The following is a 17,678-nucleotide window of genomic DNA, read 5'->3' as shown; positions in this document are numbered from 1 at the left end:
AGTACCCCGGCGGTCTGCAGGTGCGGGTGGTGCCGTACGCCGTGGTGGCCGCCGTCCTCTCCCTGCTTGCTCTGCTGCCTGATCACCCACTACACCGGTGGGCCCAGCACCGTCGTACTCGGTCCCGTCCTCGGCGTGTACGCGGTGGCCTTCATCGGCCGGGCGGTGCTCACGGACACCAACCCCGGGCGCCACTCGCCGGACCGGTGCCACCGCTGGTTCCGGCGGCGCCACGGCACGGGGATGACCATGGAATCGCTCCTGTCGTTGCCGACGGTCGGCGTGTCGCTGACCTGCCTTCCCTTCACGCTCGAACACGACACCTCCGAAGCCACCGCCCTCGTCGGCACCTCCGCCGTCCTCGCGACGGCCCTGCTGCTGGCGATGGTCGCCGGCACCCTCGCGGCCCCCAGCTGGGCATACGTCTACCTCGACCGCGACCGCGACCGACGCACGGAGCTCACCGACCTCGGTGCCACGCTCAAGGCCGCACCCGAACAGAAGTTCCTGACGGTCGACGACGGGGCGTACCACTTCACCGACCCGGTCCTCGCCCGCCACTACGCCGGGACGCCCCCGCGCCCCGAAGCCGCCCTGGCCAGGGCCTCGTACCGGCGCGGCCAGCGAACCCGATCCCCCTCTCGGTCCTGGCCACCGCACACCGCGGGGGCCAGGACCGAGGCGCGTCCTGCGCTCGCTGCATCGAGCGAGCCAAACAGTAGCCATGTACATAGTAGCCATGTACTCTATTTTCCATGAGCAAGGGCACCCCGGGCCCCACGCCCGGCTTCCTGGTATGGCGGCTCGCCAACAAGTGGCGCGTCGCGGTCGACCGCGCACTGGCCCCACTGGGCCTCACCCACGCGCAGTACTCGCTGGTCGCCTCGCTGCACGGCATGCGGGGCGCCGGTGAGCGGCCCAGTCAGCGCCGGCTCGCCGACCACACCGGCCTGGAGGCGCTGTACGTCTCCAAGCTGGCCCGCGCCCTGGAGTCGGCCGGACTGATCGAGCGCACCCGCGACCCCCGCGACCCGCGCGCCGTACAGCTCGCCCTCACCGAACAGGGCCAGGCCGTCACGCAGCAGGCCGTCGAGGTGGTCCAGCAGCTCCTCGAGCAGCTCCTGGAGCCGCTCGGCGGCCTCGATGCCCCGCGGACGCAGGCGTTCACCGACGAGCTGACCGCCCTGCTCGACGCACCTCTCGTCCCACCCGTACCGAACGACCAGAACACGAAGGGGACATCGCCATGACCACCAACACCGCACCCGTCGCCGATGCACGCGCCCTCGGCCTGGCCCACTACGCCGCCCGCGGCGTCCTGGAACACCTCCTGTCCCAGCACGGCCTCACGTTCCAGCAGCAGGTCGTCCTGCGCGCCGCCGTCACCGCCGACGTCCCGCAGACACCGGACGGCCTCGTCACCCAGGTCCAGGGCTCCCTCAAGACCGATCCCGCCGAGATCCGCACCGTCCTCGACGAGCTGCTGGCCCGGCAACTCCTCGCCGCGGACGGGAAGCACCTGCGCGCCACGGACGCCGGCCGCCACCTGCTCACCTCCGTCGGCGCCGACACCGCCCCCGTCACCGCCCGGATCTGGGGCGGGATCCCCGCCGAGGACCTGGCCGCCGCGGGCCGCGTCCTCGCCCTGGTCACCGAACGCGCGAACACCGAACTCGCGGCCCTCACCAGCTGACCGGACCGCCCGCTCCGCCGAGCGGCCCGCCGACGGCAGCCGTCACCGGGCGCCCTGCGCGTGGCAGGACGGGGCGTCACCGGGGCCCACGACCTGACGCGAGGTGCGGTGTCAGGGGTGGAGTCGGGCCACCTGCTCCAGTTCGTCCGCCAGTAGGGCCGGATCGCGCGGGCCGATGTGCGGGGCCTCGAGCGACCGTACGCGGAACGGGTTGTCCGGGGTGAGCTCGTCGGCCTCGTGGATCATGAGGTCCTGGAGTGCCGGGGGGAGCGTGCGGTCCTCGGTGAAGCGGATGAACGTGCGCGGGATCCTGCCCCACGTGTCCGGGAGGCCGCGGCCGTCGGCGGCTCCGATCGCGGCCGACTCGTCCGGCTCGAGGATGTTGAGCAGGGTCCGGACCTCGGTGTCGGAGTAGCCGGCGGCCATCGCCTCTTTGGCGATCTCGAAGAAGGCCGGGTCGTTGCTCCGCCAGTTGACCCGGGTGACGCCGAGCTCCGGCGGGGTCGGGACGGGAGTCATCTTGAACAAGTGGCTCGTCGCCGCCTCCGGGGTCGCCAGCAGCTCGTTCGACGAGGCCCGCTTGGCCGGACACAGGGCGGAGACGTACACCAGGTGTGAGATCAACTCAGGTACCAGGTTGGCGACCGCGTTGAGGGTGACGCCTCCCATGCTCTGGCCGGCGAGGACGACAGGGCCGTTGCGGTGTGCCCGCCGCACCACGGACGCCACGTGCGCGGCGCAGTCGGCCAGGGTCGTGCCGGCGAGGGGAGAGGGCTCCGTTCGCAGTCTCTCCAGGTCCTGCGGCGCCTGGTACGAGAGGGGGAAGTACGCACCGGGCCCGTGGCCCGGCAGGTCCACCGCGACCACGCGCTGCCCCCGCAGACCCAGTTCGGCCGCCACCGGGGACCATCCGTAGGCGTTGCTGCCGGCTCCGTGGACGAGGACGAAAGTGACCGGGCGCTGACCCGCGTGCATTAAGTTACTCATGAGTAGATCGTATGTTCCCCCTTCGTCGAGCGCCAGATGGTTCCCGTAGCACCCGGCCGACCTGGCCGAACCCCGCTACGACGTGCCCGCCCTGGGCCGAGCCTGTCAAGTCTCGAGATTCCGTGTCGTGACGCCATGGACTTCCCAGGCCCTACTGGGAACTCGGGCGGGCTCGTACCCGGCAGCAGGAAGCGGCTCCTGCCGCACAAGTGCCTTCCGCCGCCGAGCCCGCGAAGCAGCGGGTGCGGCGCCGCTCAGGCGTCCACCCATCCGCCGAAGGAGAGACTTCCATGCTCCGCAGACCCGGTACGCACCGTTTCGTCCTGCTCACCGCTGCGACGGCCCTGGCCGCCGGAACCACCCTGCTGTCCTCCAGTGCATTCGCAGCACCGGTCCGGGCGCCCGCCAGCACCATGCCCACGGCAAAGGCTCACGGTGGTCATGGCGGCCACGACAAGCACAAGCCGCCGAAGCCTCCGGCTCCGGATATGCGGCCGTGTACGACGGCCAGTACGCCGTGTGATCAACCGCCTTCGGACAACACGCCGCCGAAGCCTCCGGCTCCGGATATGCGGCCGTGTACGACGGCGAGCACGCCGTGTGATCAACCGCCTTCGGACAACACGCCACCGAAGCCTCCGGCTCCGGATATGCGGCCGTGTACGACGGCCAGTACGCCGTGCGATCAACCACCCTCGGACAACACGCCACCGAAGGGACTCGACGAAGGCGGGTTCGGCACCACCGCCGGGGACGGCACGACATAGTCCAGACTCCTTCTTTCCGGTAGCAGCAACGGCCCGCTCGAACCGGAGCGGAGCCGACCATGACCCGGCGGAGTGGCTCCCGCCGTCTGTGGACGCGTCGTGCAGCACGGCGCTGACCGGACCGCGACCGAGCTCCGCCGGGTCCTTCCCGTACGCGAGGCCGAGCGGGACCGGCACTCGACGGCGCAGTCGGCCGCGGCGGACGGCGAGTCCGCGCTGATCTCCGCGGTCCGGGCCGCCACGGAGGCCGGGGAACCCGGGAGTCAGGGAGTCAAGGAGTCAAGGGGTCAGGACGACCTTGCCGGTGACGGTGCCGGACTCCGCCAGGTTCAATGCCTCGGCAGCCCTGGCGAGCGGCAGTTGGGCGGCTATCCGGGCGGTGATGTCGCCACGCTGGAGCGCGGCGAAGACCTCGGCGAGGTCGGTCCGCAGCCGGGCGCGGAAGCGGTCCTTGTTGAACGCCCGGCCCGCCCAGATGTTGTAGAAGTACGCCCGGCGGCCGTTGGGCAGGGCGTTCCAGAGCCAGGTGCGGGCGAGGATCTTCAGTACGGGCATCTGCTTGGAGCCGGTGTCGTCGCGCGTGGAGGCACTGCCGTAGGAGACGAGCGTGCCGCCGGGGGCGAGCAGGTGCCAGGAATCGACGACGCTGCGGCCGCCGACGTGGTCGAAGACGGCGTCCACCCCGCCGGGGGCCAGCTCCCGGGTCCGGGCCGCCACGTTTCCGACGCGGTAGTCGATCGGGGTGACGTCCAGCTCCCGCAGCGCCTCGTGGTGGCGGGCGGAGGCCGTACCGATCACCTTCACGCCGGCCGCGCGGGCGAGCTGGACCAGGACGGAGCCCACGCCGCCGCTGGCGCCGTGCACCAGGATGGTCTGCCCGGCGCGCACCCTGGCCGTGCGGTGCAGCATCTGCCAGGCGGTGATGCCGTTGACCACGACGGTCTCCGCCTGCGCCGGGGTCAGGCCGTCCGGCACCTCGACCGCGTCCTTCGAGTCGACGAGCACGTGGCTGGCCCAGCCGCCGACCTTGACCAGCGCGGCCACCCTCCGGCCGGCCAGCTCCGGGGCGACTCCCCGGCCGGTCGACAGGACACGGCCCACCAGGTCGTACCCGGGCACGAACGGGAACGGCGGCTGGTCGTAGTACCGCCCGCGGCGCATCTGCTGCTCGGCGAACGAGACGCCGGTCGCCTCCATGGCGATCACCAGCTGTCCCGGGCCGGGCTCCGGCACGGAAGCGCGGCGGATCTGCAGGTCTTCCGGCTCCACGATGCCCGGAAGGACGATCTGGACGAGGCGTTCGTTGCTCATGTCACTCACTCGTTCCGTAGATGGCTTCTCGTTCGTTAGAAGTTATAACCCACCCACTGCGCGAGAGTCAAGAACCTTCGTGATAGCTTCTAACTAACGGACGGGCGAGAGAGCGGAGACAGGCCGTGACCGAGCAGGACGCGAGGACTCCCAGGGAGCGGTACCGCACCCAGGTGCGGGAGGAGGTCAAACAGCGCGCGTGGGAGCAGATCGCCACGGCCGGGGCCTCCGCGCTGTCCCTCAACGCCATCGCCAAGCAGATCGGCATGAGCGGACCGGCCCTCTACCGGTACTTCGCCAACCGCGACGAGCTGATCAGCGAGCTCATCAGGGACGCCTACCGCAGCCTGGCCGACACCTTCCACGCCCGCGCCGAGGCCGGCGCCGACCTGGGCGACCTCGCGCACGCCCTGCGCGCCTGGGCCCTGGCCGACCCCCAGCGCTACCTGCTCGTCTACGGCACCCCCGTGCCCGGCTACCAGGCCCCCGAGGACACCACCCGGATCACCGCGGAGATCATGGCCGTCCTCCTCGACGCCTGCGCCGCCGAAGAGCCCCCCGCCGGCCCCCCGTCACCGTTGGAGGCACACCTGGAGGCACACCTGGCCGAGCACCGCGACTGGGCCCCGCAACACCCGGGCCCGGCGTCGACCCTGCACCGCGCGCTCATCTTCTGGACGCGCCTCCACGGCCTGCTCTCCCTCGAACTCTCCGGCCACTTCACCGGCATGGGATTCGACCCGGCCCTGCTCTACACCGCGGAGGCGGAGGCCCTCACGGGCCACTGACCGCGCCCCCTCCGCCGACATCCGCGGGCGGGAGACCACCCTCACCCACGCATGCGCGGGCGGGACGGTCAGCCACGTCATGCACCGGTCCCGAACCAACCCGGCAGCCCTTCACCGACGGCCTGTCGAGCAAATGATCATCTGTTGGCACACTGTCCCTGCCGCTCGCCGTGGAGCGGCCCGCAAGAGGCAGAACCACACCCAGATCTGTTGGAGCACACCCGTGGACTTGTCCCGTCCCGTCCTCACCCTGGACCCGTACGCCGACCCCGTCGAAGAGGCTCGCGCACTGCGCTCTCACGGCTGCCCCGTGGTCCCCGTACGACTGCCGGGCAAGCCCGAGGTGGCCGCCTGGGCCGCGGTCGACCACCAAGCGGCCCGCGAGGTCCTCCGCCGCCACGAGGACCTGACCAAGGACCCCTCCGCCTGGCCCGCGTTCACCGCGGGCGAGATACCCGACAGCTGGCCCCTGCTGCCCGTCATCGCCGGTGGCGGCTTCCTGCACGAGGACGGCGAGGCCCACCGCCGCCACCGCGGCCTGGTGACCGCCGCGTTCAAGCGGATGTCCGTCGCCGAGCTCAGGCCCGAGATCGAGCGGATCGCCGACGAGCTCCTCGACTCCCTGGCCGCCCGCCCCGACGGCGCGATCGACCTGCGGGCGGCCTTCGCCGCCCCGCTCCCGATCCGTGTCATCTGCAGCGTCCTCGGGGTGCCCACGGACAGCCTGACCGGGCTGAAGGCCGCCTTCGAACAGCTGGTCACCCCGCCCGAGCACGACGACGCCATCCCGGCCGCCCAAGCCGAGATCGCCCGGGTCCTGGGCCGGCTGATCGCGGACAAGCGCACGAACCCCGGTCCGGACCTGACCACCCGGCTCATCCAGGCCTGCGAGGAGGGCGAGCGCCTCACCGAGGCCGAGCTCGTCCAGACCGTGTTCCTGCTCATGATCGCCGGGCACGAGACGACGATCAACGTCGTCGCCAGCGCCATCCACCGCCTCGCCGAGCAGCCGGCCGTGCTGGCGGCCGTGCGCGCCGGGGAGGTGGGTTGGGACGCCGTGGTGGCCGAGACCCTGCGCCACGACCCGTCGGTGCGCTACGCCCTGATGCGGTACGCCACCCGCCAGGTGGAGATCGGCGGGGTGACCATCGAGCAGGGCGACCCGGTCATCGTGGCGACCCTGGCCGCCGGCCGGGACCCGGAGGTCCACGAGCGCCCGGACGACTTCGACCCGTCCCGCCCGACCGCGGCCGCGCACGTCGCCTTCGGCCACGGGGTGCACCACTGCGTGGGCTCCGCCCTGGCCCAGCAGGAGGCCGCCATCGCCCTGGAGCGCTTCTTCGCCCGCTTCGACGTGCGCCTCGCCGCCCAGCCCGAGCGGATCCCCTCCATCCCGATCCACGGTCCGCAGGCCCTCCCCGCCCACCTGGCGGCCCGCACACCGGGGCACCAGCACGCGTAGCTCGTAGCTCGTAGCTCTGCGGGCGCGGGCGCGGGCGCGGACGTGAGCGGGGCCCGGCCGTCGACGCCGACGGCCCGCGCCCCGTCGCCGTGCGAGCCGGTTCAGCTGCGACGGCCACCCAGCAGGCCGGTCAGCCACCCCCAGCGGCTGCGCCGAGGGCGCGCCGCCACGGGCGGTGCCGTCGGCCGCACCGGGGGTTCGGCGGCGGCCGGTGCCGGGTCGCCCGCTGCGGCCGGTGCGGCCCGGTGGGGGGTGAACTCGACGGGGAGGGACGCGAGGGGGCTCGAGATGAACCCGACCTCGACGGGCAGGTCGGCCCCCGGCACGGCGAGGCGGAGGCCCGACAGCTCGGCCAGCAGGATGTCGATGCCGGTGTCCGCGATGGTGCGGCCGATGTCCATGCCCGGGCACTCGTGCCGACCGCCGCCGAACGCCAGGTGGGAGCGGTTGCCGTGCATGGGGAGGGACAGGTCGGCGCGGACCTGCGGATCCCGGTTGCCCGCGGCCAGGGAGAGCAGGACCATGTCGCCGGGCCGGATGTGCTGGTCGCCCAGCATGACGGGGGCCACCGCCCAGCGGTTCGGGATCAGGGTCAGCGGCGGCGCCTCCCACATGACGTGGTCCAGGGCATCGGGGAGCGTCAGGGAACCGCCGGACAGACTGCCGTGGAAGCGCTGGTCGGTCAGGACCACGCGCAGCGTGTTGGCGATCAGGTTGACGGTGTTCTCGATGCCGGCCACGAGGGCGTGCCGCAGGTGCTCCTCGGCTTCCACGTCGGTGAGCGCGGACTCGTGGGCGAGCAGCCAGCTGGCGAAGTCGTCCCCCGGGGTCCGGCGCTTGGCCCGCACCAGGTCGCGCATGGTCTCCACCACGAAGGTGTTGCTCGCCAGGGCCGTTTCGGTGCCACGCACCATGTCGCGGACGGCTCGCCCGAGCGGGAGTGCCAGTTCGGCGGCGATGCCGAACTGACGGGTGAGGACCATGGCCGGCAGGGGCTCGGCGAAGTCCGCCACCAGGTCCGCACGGCCACGGACGGCGACCTGCTCGATCAGGTCGTTGGCGAACCGGGTCACGTACCGGCGGATGCCGTGCCGGTTGAACCGCTCCAGGCCGTAGACGACGGAGTCCCGCAGCCGCGCGTGCGCCTCCCCGTCAGTGAAAGCGATCAACGGCTGGTACTGCGTGAGCGGCAGCAGCGGGTTGTCCGCGGTCAGACGTCCGTCCTTGGCAGCGGTCCAGTTCCGGGAGTCGCACGAGAACTCGTTCGGGTTGCGGAGCACATGGAGGATCTCGTTGTAACCGACGACCAGCCAGGCCTCCAGGTCCCCGGGAAGGAGGACGGGAACCACGGGACCGTGCGCCGCCCGCAGCTGCTCGTAGAGATCCTGCGGGGCGACATCGGACTCCAGCAGCCGTACGGGTCCGGCGCCGCCGGCATGCGCAGGGCACCCCGGCGGCGGCGCGGCAGCAGACGGGGGCTGTATGGGGTGCGGCGAGGTGGTCAACGAGGCCTCCGGGGGTGCCGGCCCTGACCGCGGTCGTGCACGGAGCGGCTGGTCAGGCCGACGAAGACGGGCAACAGCGGACGCAGCATATCCGCGGCCACGAAGGCTACCTGCAGGCAGGGACCGACTGCGGCCGGTCAACACCACACGGCGTAGCACCCGATGACGCACTATCAAGCCGCCGCCACCTCCGGGAAACCACGGGATTCGGCCAGGCCGACCACCCGATGCCGTTGGTCGTCGAGCGGGCCGCCCCGGCCCGGGGCGGCAGCGGCTGCCCACGTTCCCCCTCGGCATCGAACGGTTCACGGCGACGTACCACCACTCCGTGAGCCACGACCAAGAATCAAACAAATCCTGGGCGGTCGGCCCGCCGGAGCATCGCCAGCCGGCTCGCCGTGCGGTCCAGGTCGCGGGTCAGGGCCCGGCCGGCGGGGAGGGCGGCCAGCGGGTCGGCGCCGATGAGGACCAGCCGCAGGTCCCGGTCGCAGGCGACGTCCACGAGGTTCGCGAACCGCTGCCGCCCGTCCGCGGAAGCCTCGGGCAGCGGGGGTACGCCGTCCAGGACGAGGGTGGCGAACCGTTCGGCGAGGGCCAGGTAGTCGGGGACCGCCGTCGGCGTCTCGCACAGCGCGTCGAAGCCGAGCCAGACGAGGTCGCCGCGCACCGCGCGGGCCGGCAGCTCCCGCAGGGCGGCCCGGACAGCAGTGGCCTCCGCAGGTGCCGGCGCGGTGAGGCCCGCCGTCTCCAGGGCGGTGTCGTCCGGCGGCAGGCACAGGCCCGTCGCGAACCTGCGCCCGCCGTCCGCCGCCCCGGGCGCCGCGAGCCGGCGGAAGTCCACGGGGCCCGTGACGTCCAGGACGTCCATCCGCTCTTCTATGAGCTTGATGGTCGGCTCGAACAGGTGGTGGTAGAGCGGGTCCGGCATCAGCCCGGCGGGCGGGTAGTTGGAGGTGGTGACCAGGGTGATCCTGCGGTCCAGCAGCGTGCGGAAGAGGCGCGCTATCAGCATCGCGTCGCCCGCGTCGTGCGCGTGGAACTCGTCGAAGACCAGCACCCGGCTGTCCCCGATCAGCTTGTCGAGGGCACCGTCGACGGCGCTCTGCCCGTCGTGGCGGGCACCCGGCCCGGCCACCCCGGCGTGCAGCCGCCGGAAGAAGTCGTGGAAGTGCAGACGGCGTTTGCGCGTGTCGAGCAGCCCCTCGTAGAAGGTGTCGACCAGCCAGCTCTTCCCCCGGCCCACCGGGCCCCAGACGTACAGGTCGCGTGGCGGCTTGGGGAAGGTCCAGGCCGGCCGGGCGAGTTCCCCCGCCAGACGGGCCAGCCGCTCGACGGCGGCCTCCTGCGCCGGGGCGACCGAGAATCCGCGCCGCGCCGCAGCCCGATGGAAATGGCTGCGCATGGCCTGGTCATGCTTGTGCACCGGGAAGCCCATCCGTTCGTTGCGCCGCGTTCCGTCCGGGCGTCGGCGAAGAGACCGCGCGAGCGCCCCTGCGTCGGCCTCCGACAGCAGCAGGAAGTCACTGCTACCGTTCCCGACCCGGCAACCGGGAAAGGATCATGATCGCACCGGCAGGGCCACACGAAAAGAGCCTTCCGCCGACGGAGAACGCAGGGGCCGCAGCATCCGCACCGCGTGTTCCGTCGGAAGAGCGGGCCCTCGCGGCGCTGTGCGTACGGAGTTGCTCGCCGAGTCGGGAACCTGGACGGCGCCTGCCCTACCTGTCACCGCGACGTACCCGCACACGAACCAGCCTGACCTAGTCGTTCACCAGCAGGATCTTGCCGATGTGGCCGCCCGCTTCCATGAGCCGGTGGGCCTCGGCGGCCTCGGCCATCGGTACGGTCTGGTCGATGACCAGCTGCACGGCCCCGCTCTCGATCATCGGCCACACCCGGTCCTGGACTTCGGCGACGATGGCGGCCTTCTGCTCCTCGGAACGCGTGCGCAGGGTGGTGCCGTGCACGGAGATCCGCTTGAAGACGACCTCGGCGAGGTTGAGCCGGCCTTCCAGTCCATTCTGCAGGCCGATCACGACCAGGCGGCCGTCGGCGGCCAGGGAGCGGACGTTGCGTTCGAGGTAGTCGCCGCCTACGACGTCGAGGATTACGTCGTAGGGGCCGTACTCGGTGAAGTCCTCCGCGCGGTAGTCGATCGCCACGTCGGCGCCCAGCTGCCGGGCCCGGGCGGCCTTTTCGGGGCCGCCGACCGTGGTGACGACACGGGCTCCGAGGGCTTTGGCCACCTGGACGGCCATGGTGCCGACTCCGCCCGCCCCGCCGTGCACGAGGAGGGTCTCGCCCTTCTTGAGGCCCGCGGTCATCACGAGGTTGGACCACACGGTGGCGGTGGTCTCGGGAAGGGCGGCGGACTCGGCCAGGCCGATCCCCTTGGGCACGGTGAGGAGCTGCCCGGTGGGGACGGCCACCTTCTGCGCATACCCGCCGCCGGTCAGCAGGGCGCAGACCTCCTCGCCCACCTGCCAGCCGCTGACCCCCTCCCCGAGGGCGCTGATGCGTCCCGAAACCTCCAGCCCCGGGTACGGGGAGGTTCCCGGGGCTCGCGGGTAGAGCCCCCACCGCTGCATGACGTCCGCCCGGTTCAGGGCGCTGGCCACGACGTCGATGACCACTTCGCCGGCGGCGGGAGCCGGGTCCTCGACGTCGGTCCATTCCAGGACCTCGGGGCCGCCGGGTTCCTTGATCGATACAGCCTTCACGTCACTCCGTTCACCAGAACAGCCAGGATCGAATGTTTGCAGCACATACATTAGGGGTGGCGTGTGTGCAGTGTCAACATTCTTGTCGTCGCCGGGCAGGCGCTCGGACGATGCCGCGTTCTGGCCGGCGTACAGGTTGCGGTCGGCCACCACGTAGGGCCATCGAGCAAGCGGTGCCGCTCTCCCGCAAGCGGTCCTCCACCAGCCACTTCGCCGTCCTGCCGAAGCTGTTGAGCTTCTCCTCCAGGACCGAGAGCGCCGTCATCCGGCACCCGGCGAACGGCCGTGATCCGCCCTCATCGTCCGACGCGAGCGCCGCCGCCGGCGCATGGCACGGCAGTGCCATCGGCCTGCCGGACGCAAGGGCCCCTCCACCGGACCGTGCCCCAGGGCAAGCGCCACACCCAAGCCCTCGTCCGCCTCGCCCGACGACGAGCCGACGTCCTCTTCGCGATGCTCCGAGACGGCACCTTCCACCGACCCCAGCCCACCCCATCGGCTTGACCGAACGGGGCCCCGTCTCGATCGCCTAGAATGTGCGCATCGTTTACATGACGTGACGACATGCGCGTCCCGAACAGGAGGGAGCGCGACCCGTGCCGTCGCAGCAGACCCACACGTATCACCATGGCGATCTCCGCTCGGCCTGCCTGCGCGCCGCCAGGGAACTCCTCGAGGAAGACGGCGGCGCAGGGCTGTCCCTGCGCGCAGTGGCCCGAAGTGCCGGCGTCTCGGCCACGGCGCCCTACCGCCACTTCACGGACCGTGACGCACTCGTCTCCGCAGTAGCCGCAGAGGGGTACCGCGAGCTCACCGAGCACCTGACCGCGGCCCATCCTGCACCCTCGACGCCCGACGAACTGGCTGCGGTGGCGTCCGCATACGTGCGGTTCGCCCTCGACCACCCCGGACTGTTCCGGGCGATGTTCGCCGAGCCCTGCGACCCGACCAGCGGGGAACGCGCCGCCGCGGCCGCGGCCATCCGCGCGTACGTCCAAGACGTTGCCCAATCGGCCTTCCCCGGGCGGGACCCAGCAGTCCTGTCGGTCACCGTGTGGGCCCTCGTCCACGGCCTGGCGTTCCTGTACCTGGACGGCAAGCTCGACCCCTCCGCCCCTGAAGCGGTCGCCGCACAGGTCGGTGCCGCCATGCACGCACTGAGCAGCGGGCTCTGATCACGTGTGAGTCGGGGGCGTGGTGGCGGGGCTTGGGCGTCATGGGTGCGTGACGGAGTTCCGGCCTGGTGACAGCATGGTTTCTGGCTCTGTGATGGCTGTCATGGCTTGACCAAGGGGCTGCCATGAGCCGATGGCAGGCGCGACCGCGGCGCGAGGAGTTGCTGCGCTGGGCGTTGAGCAGACTCGGCAGCTGGCGGGACCGGTCCTGCGGTCTCGAGACAGCGTGGTGTCGCGGGTCAGTGAAGCTGAGCAGTCGTCATGCTTTTGACCGGGGTTGTGCAACGTGCAGTTTCACCGGGCGCCGACAAGCTGCACAAGCCGACGCTGGCGCAGGGAGTCCTCGTCCTGGCTGGTCAGCAGGCCGTTGCCGAAGAACTCCCGGACTCCCAGGTAGAAGGGGTTGTCCTTGGGTAGTTGGCCGACTCGCATGGCCGCCCCCTCGACTCCGTACCGACGGGTGAATGCTGCCGCCCGGCGCCCCGACCTGCAGGCGTCTACCCGCCATCTGGCCGAACACCGACCCCCGTCAGCCAGTCGGCGACCGCCGCCGCGATGGGCTGCGCCAGGGGAAGGAGAGCATCTCGGTGGGCAGCACGGTGCAGGGCCGTCCTTCGGCGCGGGCCCGCTCGGCGACTCGTCCGCGGCCTGCTGCGACGCTCCCGAGAAGGCCGCGCCGCGCAGGTCGGGGCGCTGTTCCGGCGTGATGAAGCTGCCCAGCCCGGCCAGCCGGGCCTCGACGGCGCTCAGTCGCTGTTCGAGCGAGGAGTGGCCGCCGACGGGGCCGGGAGGACCGACGGGCGGCCTTTCGGGGACGTGGACGTCCACGATGTCCTTCAGCTGCTTGCCGTCCAGGACGAGGTCCTTGCTGAGCTCCTTGCCTGCGCCACCTCGCCATCGAGGCCGGCTGCCCGCCCGCGCAGCTGGCCCTGGCCTGGCTCCTGGCCCGCCCCGAGCAGATCGTCCCGCTCCCCGGAACCCGCCGACGCACCCACCTCGACGACAACCTCGCCGCCCCGTCCGTACGCCTGACCCCCGACCAATGCCGGGCCGTCAGCGAGGCCGTCCCCGAAGCCTTCGGCGCCCGGGTTCCAGACCTGTCCCGGCTGGAGCAGTAGGCACTACGCCGCGGTCGGGCGCCCATGGCCGCCACGCGCGGAGGTTCACGCGCGAGACGTCAAGGACGCGCTGGTGTCCGGGCGGCAGTGCGGGCAGGCGGGCACACCGTCCGCCAACAGTCAACGCACCTCCTCCGCGGCCGCAGGTATACAGCGCTTGCGGGTCACCGATTCGAAGCTGTTCCTCGAACAGCACGGCGACGGCCGTCGCTACCAGCGTCGCGACTACGCTGCCACGCCCACTCTCTGACCCCGGTCGCGGCCTGGGCCGCGTTTCCTGGTGATCAAGGATTCGTTGACTTCTTCGTGCCGAGGGGCCGGGCATGGTCCTGTGGGCGGTTCCATGGCACTGGAATGTCTCATCGACCAGGGAGAACGACTGTGGGCAGCAGCGGTCTGAAGATCGCCGACGATGTCGTGCTGGAATTCAAGAAGCTCAAGGTCAGGAAGATCAATTACCAAGCTGTGCCGCCTGAGTGACGACTACGCCGAGGTGGTCGTCGACAAGAGCGGCACGCTCGACACCTACGACGCGTTCGTGGAGACGCTGCCTGAGAACGAGCCCCGGTACGCGATCCACGACTTCGAGTACCGGGCCGCGGATGGGAGCCAGGCCCGCAAGATCGTGCTGTTCAGCTGGCTTCCCGAATCCGCCCCGATCAAAGCGAAGATGGTGTTCGCCTCCACGAAGGCAATCTTGAAGCAGGCTCTGGACGGCATCGCGGTCGAGATCCAGGCGACCGACTACAGCGACTTGGACGCCGACGAGGTGACGGCCCGCGTGGACCGCTAGGCAGCGCCACCGGCCGCGCGGGGGTGTGGGCCGTCACCCGCGCCGGGTGGCGGCCCACACCCACCGCTCATTGGCGGCAGGTCCGGACAGCCGGCCCACCGCCGCGCCACCGTCACACTGCTGAAAGCGGTTGGCCCTTCCGTGGACCGGGCCGTGCGCATCGCCCGGGCCGGCCTGATCTCCCCGGTCGCCGCCCTCATTCGCCGGGCCGGCGATCGGTTGGGTGAGAGGGCGGCGGTGACGGTGGCGGCGCTGAAGTAGTGGATGCGGGTCGCCGGCGCCGCGTTCGCCCCACCGCTCGGCGGCTATCCCGCCCTGTTCGCGCTGCTCGTCGCGCTGTCCGTCACCGCCGCTGCCACGGCCTTCACCGCCCGCCTCACACGCGGACCTGAGTGATCCCCTGAAGCCGGCGGGCTGCCTGCTCCGGGTCATCGGGCCATGGAACTATTGCAACTATGATAGTTGGGGTAGTTTGGTGGGATGGAGCCGAAGACGTACTCGACGATCGACCTCCGCAAGCAGATGGGCGAGATCCTCGATCGGACGCGGATCGCGGGGGAGCCGGCCGCGATCACCCGCAAGGGCAAGACCCTGGCCTACCTCGTGCCTGCCGAGTGGTTCGAGCAGTACATGGCGCAGCAGACCTCTGCCCCCGGCGCCGGCCAGGACGCGGCCTGAAGTCGCATCGCAGGCAGAGCAGGAGCCCCCTCGACATGACAGCGCAGCCCATCCACTACGACGGCCCCGGCGGCAACCAACCCCGCCGGGTGCCACCGATGCCCGAACGCACCCCGCAGGCGTTGCGCCTGGCGATCCAGGAACACGCACCCCACCTGCTGCCGGACTTCGAGACGCACTGGCGCCGCGCGATCGGCGACGCCTTCAACCTCACCCCGGTACCGGCGTTCATGCGCCTGTGGTGGACCCAGTACGCCATCGCCCGCGACCCCGGCCTGGAAGCACACCTGCGCGATCTCGAAGCCCGCGCCGCGAAGTCCGAAGACCCTGAGGAGTCCGCCCGGCTCCTGGCCGAGTACAGCCGGCTGCGCCGCCAGGCGGCTGCCGTGGAGCCCGGCCGGTGACCGATGAGCTCCCACGCCCGCCCTGGAAGATGGACTGGACGGCTGAGGCGCTCCAGGAATTCGAGACTATGCCCGAAGACGGCAAACAGTTGGTGCTGTCCGCCCGCGCCGAGCTGATCACAGCCGAAGACCCCTACTACCGGGGCATCGACGCCGATGTGTCCCTGCCGCACTGGATCACCGTGCGCCCTCTGGCCTCGACCAGCCCGGGCGGCCCGCACATCGCCGACCTCGCCGGCGGCCGCGGCTGGCTCATCTTCACCTTCATCCGCCGCCGGGCAGACCCTCAGATCACCGTCACCGACGCGTTCTGGGCCTGACAGACCAAGCCCCCACCCCCTCTGCTGCCCAGCCCAGGCGACCCTGTCACGATCCGCGAGTGTGCGGACCGGGACAGCCAGCGCCTGGTCGTTGAGGACGGCCAGATCAAGGTCCAGAGCAACCCTCGACACCTCGGCGCCGAAGTGCGTGGACATGCGTAACCGCGATACCGGCCAGCAGGCCCACATCTGGACCTGCGCGGCGCCGGGGGCCAACGCCAACCAGCAGTTCCGCATCCACAACGGCCAGATCAAGGTCACCGACACCCTCACCACCGCGCAGCCGATGTGTCTGGACTTCGGCACCGCCTTCCACGACGGCGACCCGGTCGCCCGGCTCGGGCTCAGCCCAACCGGAAACTGACCCCAGGACGAACCCGGGTCGGTTCTGGCCCAACTCCTGGGCTGCGCTGCGCGCAGGCAGGCCACCAGCGACGGGCCGCCGGCTCACGGTCGCGGGGCGCGGTGCTCGACCGTGAGCGGCAGGCGCGCGGCGAGGTTGTCGGCATCTACCCCTCCCTGCTCATGGTGCGCTCCTGGACAGCCCCGAGGCGATCATCGGCGCGGTCACCGGCACCTTGGCCTGCCCGCAACTCTCATCCTCGGCCGCCACGACCAGACGGGCTTGCTGTGCGCGATCGGCCGCACGGTCCCGCTGCGACAGGGCCCGCCAGGTCGCCGAGCACCTGGCCGCCGCCGGCCCCGCCCATCCGTGGACGGGGGTGCGGTTCGCGGCGTCGTGGGGATCACATGACGTCCTGGACGTCGTCCTCGTCCGCCCGGAACTGGTTGCGGAGATCAGCGCCGACCGTGCCGTCGACCGGGGCGGGGTCTTTCGACACCCGCTGCGCTTCAAGCGGCTGCGCCTGGCCGTGACGGCTGAGGACGTGCCGCGGTTGGGCCGTGGAGGTTCCACATGCCGCACATTCCCGCTGGTCACAGCCTCTGGTGAACTCCTGCTCGAAGGAGTGGTCCGAGCACCAGGGGTTCGGCCTGAGGGGCTGGAAGGGGCAACGGCAGGTCAGCCAGGACGAACAGGCTTACCCAGAAGATCTGCACCCGAACTAGGTTCACGTCGAGAGCGTCAGCACTTCTCCTTCCGCGCCTGCTGGATCAGCGGCTCGGCCTCGTCCAGCGTGGAGGTGACCTGCCAGGTCTCGGCCGCCCGGTGCAGGATGTCGGCGAACTCCTGGTAGCCATGGTCCTGTTGAGCCGCGTCGGCGGCGCGGTTGGTCGCCGTGTTCAGGTACTGCTCGGCGGTCTGGTAGTAGGGGTCGGTCAGATTTGACGGCCGGGGGCGGGCGAGTTGGTCGGTCAGCTGCTGCAGCGAGGCGCAGGCGGACTTGGCAAACTCGCGCGCCGCCACCGTGGCCTTGGAGGGCGTCGAGCTGCAGGCCGTCAGGGAGAGGGCGGACGCCAGCAGCAGGGGCAGTGACAGGCGAAGTATCAGCTGACGTCGACTGGTCACGAGCCGAGCCTAGTTAGTGCGACACCGCGTGTGAGTGTCACCGGGGTACCGCGGTTGTTGTTGTGGGTGGTTGGCAGTGTGGTTGCTGGTGAGGACGTCTTGATTCATTGGTGGTGACATAGTGGTGCGGTCTGTTCGGTGTCATCGGGGTGAGTGGTCGCTGGACAGTGGTGTGCGGTCCGTGTTGCTGTGGTTAGGGAGCCGGCTCTGGGGCCCCGGGGGTGCCTGGCCCGTGTCGCTGGTCAGTGAAGCTGCGCGGTCGTCATGCTTCTGACGCGGGGTTGTGAAGGTTGGTTGAGCGAGTTGCGGCTGTGCTGACTCACTGAGTCTGCGCAGAGTACGGGTGTGTCGGCCGTTTGGCCTGTGTACTTCCCTGGTCGGGGGTTGGTTGCGCAGATTGGTTGAGCACTGCGCGGTTTCACTGGTCCGCGACAGTGGACAGGCAGGGGGGAGACACTGGCACGCAGGTCGTTTTCCTGTATCTATCTG

General features: G+C 71.0%; 20 protein-coding genes and 2 pseudogenes. 14 read left to right on the top strand and 8 right to left on the bottom strand.

The genetic code is table 11. The annotated features are described in order from the left end of the window. Positions 1–66: 66 nt before the first annotated feature. The 3 genes from ACIQCH_RS29475 to ACIQCH_RS29465 are packed head-to-tail and all read left to right on the top strand — an operon-like array spanning position 67 to position 1,693. Positions 67–759 carry a hypothetical protein gene (locus tag ACIQCH_RS29475; protein WP_402585829.1) on the top strand — a complete coding sequence of 231 codons (693 nt, stop codon included), beginning with the start codon at positions 67–69 and terminating at the stop codon, positions 757–759. Beyond that, positions 756–1,250: a MarR family winged helix-turn-helix transcriptional regulator gene (locus ACIQCH_RS29470; protein ID WP_402585827.1), complete on the top strand. Its 495-nt coding sequence runs from the start codon at positions 756–758 to the stop codon at positions 1,248–1,250. The genes ACIQCH_RS29475 and ACIQCH_RS29470 overlap by 4 nt, the downstream gene beginning before the upstream one ends. Then, positions 1,247–1,693 (top strand): MarR family transcriptional regulator, encoded by a 447-nt coding sequence (locus ACIQCH_RS29465; RefSeq protein WP_402585825.1) that lies wholly within the window; start codon positions 1,247–1,249, stop codon positions 1,691–1,693. Before ACIQCH_RS29470 ends, ACIQCH_RS29465 begins: the two co-directional genes overlap by 4 nt. Before the next feature lie 111 nt (positions 1,694–1,804). Here the strand turns inward: ACIQCH_RS29465 and ACIQCH_RS29460 are convergent, their stop codons facing one another. Together ACIQCH_RS29460 and ACIQCH_RS29455 are read right to left on the bottom strand one after the other, a co-directional pair. Beyond that, positions 1,805–2,680, bottom strand: coding sequence for an alpha/beta fold hydrolase (locus ACIQCH_RS29460; protein WP_402585823.1), 876 nt, complete (start codon positions 2,678–2,680; stop codon positions 1,805–1,807). A gap of 1,046 nt (positions 2,681–3,726) precedes the next feature. Next, entirely contained in the window at positions 3,727–4,758 is a 1,032-nt protein-coding gene (locus ACIQCH_RS29455; protein ID WP_402585821.1) for a medium chain dehydrogenase/reductase family protein, read from the bottom strand. Between the two features lie 125 nt (positions 4,759–4,883). On the opposite strand from ACIQCH_RS29455, the gene ACIQCH_RS29450 reads away from it, so the two are divergent. Both ACIQCH_RS29450 and ACIQCH_RS29445 read left to right on the top strand, forming a co-directional pair. Then, on the top strand, positions 4,884–5,546 hold the full coding sequence (locus ACIQCH_RS29450) for a TetR/AcrR family transcriptional regulator (RefSeq protein WP_402585820.1): 663 nt from the start codon (positions 4,884–4,886) through the stop codon (positions 5,544–5,546). 223 nt (positions 5,547–5,769) lie between these two features. Further along, positions 5,770–7,008 carry a cytochrome P450 gene (locus ACIQCH_RS29445; protein ID WP_402585818.1) on the top strand — a complete coding sequence of 413 codons (1,239 nt, stop codon included), beginning with the start codon at positions 5,770–5,772 and terminating at the stop codon, positions 7,006–7,008. A 101-nt stretch (positions 7,009–7,109) separates the two neighbouring features. On the opposite strand, the gene ACIQCH_RS29440 is transcribed toward ACIQCH_RS29445, so the two are convergent. The 4 genes and pseudogenes from ACIQCH_RS29440 to ACIQCH_RS29425 form a co-directional block, all read right to left on the bottom strand. Continuing rightward, positions 7,110–8,513 carry a cytochrome P450 gene (locus tag ACIQCH_RS29440; protein WP_402585816.1) on the bottom strand — a complete coding sequence of 468 codons (1,404 nt, stop codon included), beginning with the start codon at positions 8,511–8,513 and terminating at the stop codon, positions 7,110–7,112. A gap of 346 nt (positions 8,514–8,859) precedes the next feature. Then, positions 8,860–9,915, bottom strand: coding sequence for a cell division protein ZapE (gene zapE, locus ACIQCH_RS29435; protein ID WP_402585814.1), 1,056 nt, complete (start codon positions 9,913–9,915; stop codon positions 8,860–8,862). Between the two features lie 358 nt (positions 9,916–10,273). Continuing rightward, positions 10,274–11,233 carry an NAD(P)H-quinone oxidoreductase gene (locus tag ACIQCH_RS29430; protein ID WP_402585897.1) on the bottom strand — a complete coding sequence of 320 codons (960 nt, stop codon included), beginning with the start codon at positions 11,231–11,233 and terminating at the stop codon, positions 10,274–10,276. A gap of 96 nt (positions 11,234–11,329) precedes the next feature. Next, positions 11,330–11,597 (bottom strand): annotated as a pseudogene (locus tag ACIQCH_RS29425) (type 1 glutamine amidotransferase domain-containing protein); the annotation flags it as partial. A gap of 11 nt (positions 11,598–11,608) precedes the next feature. Here ACIQCH_RS29425 and ACIQCH_RS29420 point away from each other — a divergent pair. Both ACIQCH_RS29420 and ACIQCH_RS29415 read left to right on the top strand, forming a co-directional pair. Then, a pseudogene (locus tag ACIQCH_RS29420) lies at positions 11,609–11,737 on the top strand (IS110 family transposase); the annotation flags it as partial. Between the two features lie 92 nt (positions 11,738–11,829). Further along, entirely contained in the window at positions 11,830–12,408 is a 579-nt protein-coding gene (locus tag ACIQCH_RS29415) for a TetR/AcrR family transcriptional regulator (RefSeq protein ID WP_402585812.1), read from the top strand. Between the two features lie 294 nt (positions 12,409–12,702). Here ACIQCH_RS29415 and ACIQCH_RS29410 read toward each other — a convergent pair whose 3' ends face one another. Further along, a complete protein-coding gene (locus ACIQCH_RS29410) occupies positions 12,703–12,840 on the bottom strand; it encodes a hypothetical protein (protein ID WP_402585810.1) in 138 nt (45 codons plus the stop codon). Between the two features lie 449 nt (positions 12,841–13,289). Between ACIQCH_RS29410 and ACIQCH_RS29405 the strand changes: the two genes are divergently transcribed. From ACIQCH_RS29405 to ACIQCH_RS29375, 7 genes are all read left to right on the top strand, one after another. Next, complete coding sequence (locus tag ACIQCH_RS29405; protein WP_402585895.1) at positions 13,290–13,526, top strand: aldo/keto reductase; 237 nt, start codon at positions 13,290–13,292, stop codon at positions 13,524–13,526. A gap of 493 nt (positions 13,527–14,019) precedes the next feature. Then, positions 14,020–14,319, top strand: coding sequence for an actin-binding ADF family protein (locus ACIQCH_RS29400; RefSeq protein WP_402585808.1), 300 nt, complete (start codon positions 14,020–14,022; stop codon positions 14,317–14,319). A gap of 264 nt (positions 14,320–14,583) precedes the next feature. Next, the gene (locus ACIQCH_RS29395; protein WP_402585806.1) at positions 14,584–14,715 is read left to right on the top strand and encodes a hypothetical protein; all 132 of its coding nucleotides are present in this window, start codon (positions 14,584–14,586) and stop codon (positions 14,713–14,715) included. A gap of 84 nt (positions 14,716–14,799) precedes the next feature. Next, the gene (locus tag ACIQCH_RS29390; protein WP_402585804.1) at positions 14,800–14,997 is read left to right on the top strand and encodes a type II toxin-antitoxin system prevent-host-death family antitoxin; all 198 of its coding nucleotides are present in this window, start codon (positions 14,800–14,802) and stop codon (positions 14,995–14,997) included. Positions 14,998–15,032: 35 nt separating this feature from the next. Then, the gene (locus tag ACIQCH_RS29385; RefSeq protein ID WP_402585802.1) at positions 15,033–15,401 is read left to right on the top strand and encodes a DUF6247 family protein; all 369 of its coding nucleotides are present in this window, start codon (positions 15,033–15,035) and stop codon (positions 15,399–15,401) included. Beyond that, a complete protein-coding gene (locus ACIQCH_RS29380) occupies positions 15,398–15,721 on the top strand; it encodes a hypothetical protein (protein WP_402585800.1) in 324 nt (107 codons plus the stop codon). The genes ACIQCH_RS29385 and ACIQCH_RS29380 overlap by 4 nt, the downstream gene beginning before the upstream one ends. Positions 15,722–15,875: 154 nt before the next feature. Then, positions 15,876–16,085 (top strand): hypothetical protein, encoded by a 210-nt coding sequence (locus ACIQCH_RS29375; protein ID WP_402585798.1) that lies wholly within the window; start codon positions 15,876–15,878, stop codon positions 16,083–16,085. A gap of 720 nt (positions 16,086–16,805) precedes the next feature. On the opposite strand, the gene ACIQCH_RS29370 is transcribed toward ACIQCH_RS29375, so the two are convergent. Beyond that, positions 16,806–17,189 carry a hypothetical protein gene (locus tag ACIQCH_RS29370; RefSeq protein WP_402585796.1) on the bottom strand — a complete coding sequence of 128 codons (384 nt, stop codon included), beginning with the start codon at positions 17,187–17,189 and terminating at the stop codon, positions 16,806–16,808. Positions 17,190–17,678 lie beyond the last annotated feature (489 nt).

Origin of the sequence: Streptomyces sp. NPDC093225 (genome assembly GCF_044753805.1) — a bacterium.
GTDB lineage: Bacteria > Actinomycetota > Actinomycetes > Streptomycetales > Streptomycetaceae > Streptomyces.
This window is presented reverse-complemented; position numbering and strand designations above follow the sequence as displayed.

What these genes read in the sequence shown, in the direction of transcription:
- ACIQCH_RS29470 (WP_402585827.1), top strand. Translation starts at nt 756, where the DNA reads ATGAGCAAGGGCACCCCGGGCCCCACGCCCGGCTTCCTGGTATGGCGG.
- ACIQCH_RS29465 (WP_402585825.1), top strand. Translation starts at nt 1,247, where the DNA reads ATGACCACCAACACCGCACCCGTCGCCGATGCACGCGCCCTCGGCCTG.
- ACIQCH_RS29460 (WP_402585823.1), bottom strand. Translation starts at nt 2,680, where the DNA reads ATGAGTAACTTAATGCACGCGGGTCAGCGCCCGGTCACTTTCGTCCTC.
- ACIQCH_RS29455 (WP_402585821.1), bottom strand. Translation starts at nt 4,758, where the DNA reads ATGAGCAACGAACGCCTCGTCCAGATCGTCCTTCCGGGCATCGTGGAG.
- zapE (WP_402585814.1), bottom strand. Translation starts at nt 9,915, where the DNA reads ATGCGCAGCCATTTCCATCGGGCTGCGGCGCGGCGCGGATTCTCGGTC.
- ACIQCH_RS29410 (WP_402585810.1), bottom strand. Translation starts at nt 12,840, where the DNA reads ATGCGAGTCGGCCAACTACCCAAGGACAACCCCTTCTACCTGGGAGTC.
- ACIQCH_RS29395 (WP_402585806.1), top strand. Translation starts at nt 14,584, where the DNA reads ATGCGGGTCGCCGGCGCCGCGTTCGCCCCACCGCTCGGCGGCTATCCC.
- ACIQCH_RS29390 (WP_402585804.1), top strand. Translation starts at nt 14,800, where the DNA reads ATGGAGCCGAAGACGTACTCGACGATCGACCTCCGCAAGCAGATGGGC.
- ACIQCH_RS29385 (WP_402585802.1), top strand. Translation starts at nt 15,033, where the DNA reads ATGACAGCGCAGCCCATCCACTACGACGGCCCCGGCGGCAACCAACCC.
- ACIQCH_RS29375 (WP_402585798.1), top strand. Translation starts at nt 15,876, where the DNA reads ATGCGTAACCGCGATACCGGCCAGCAGGCCCACATCTGGACCTGCGCG.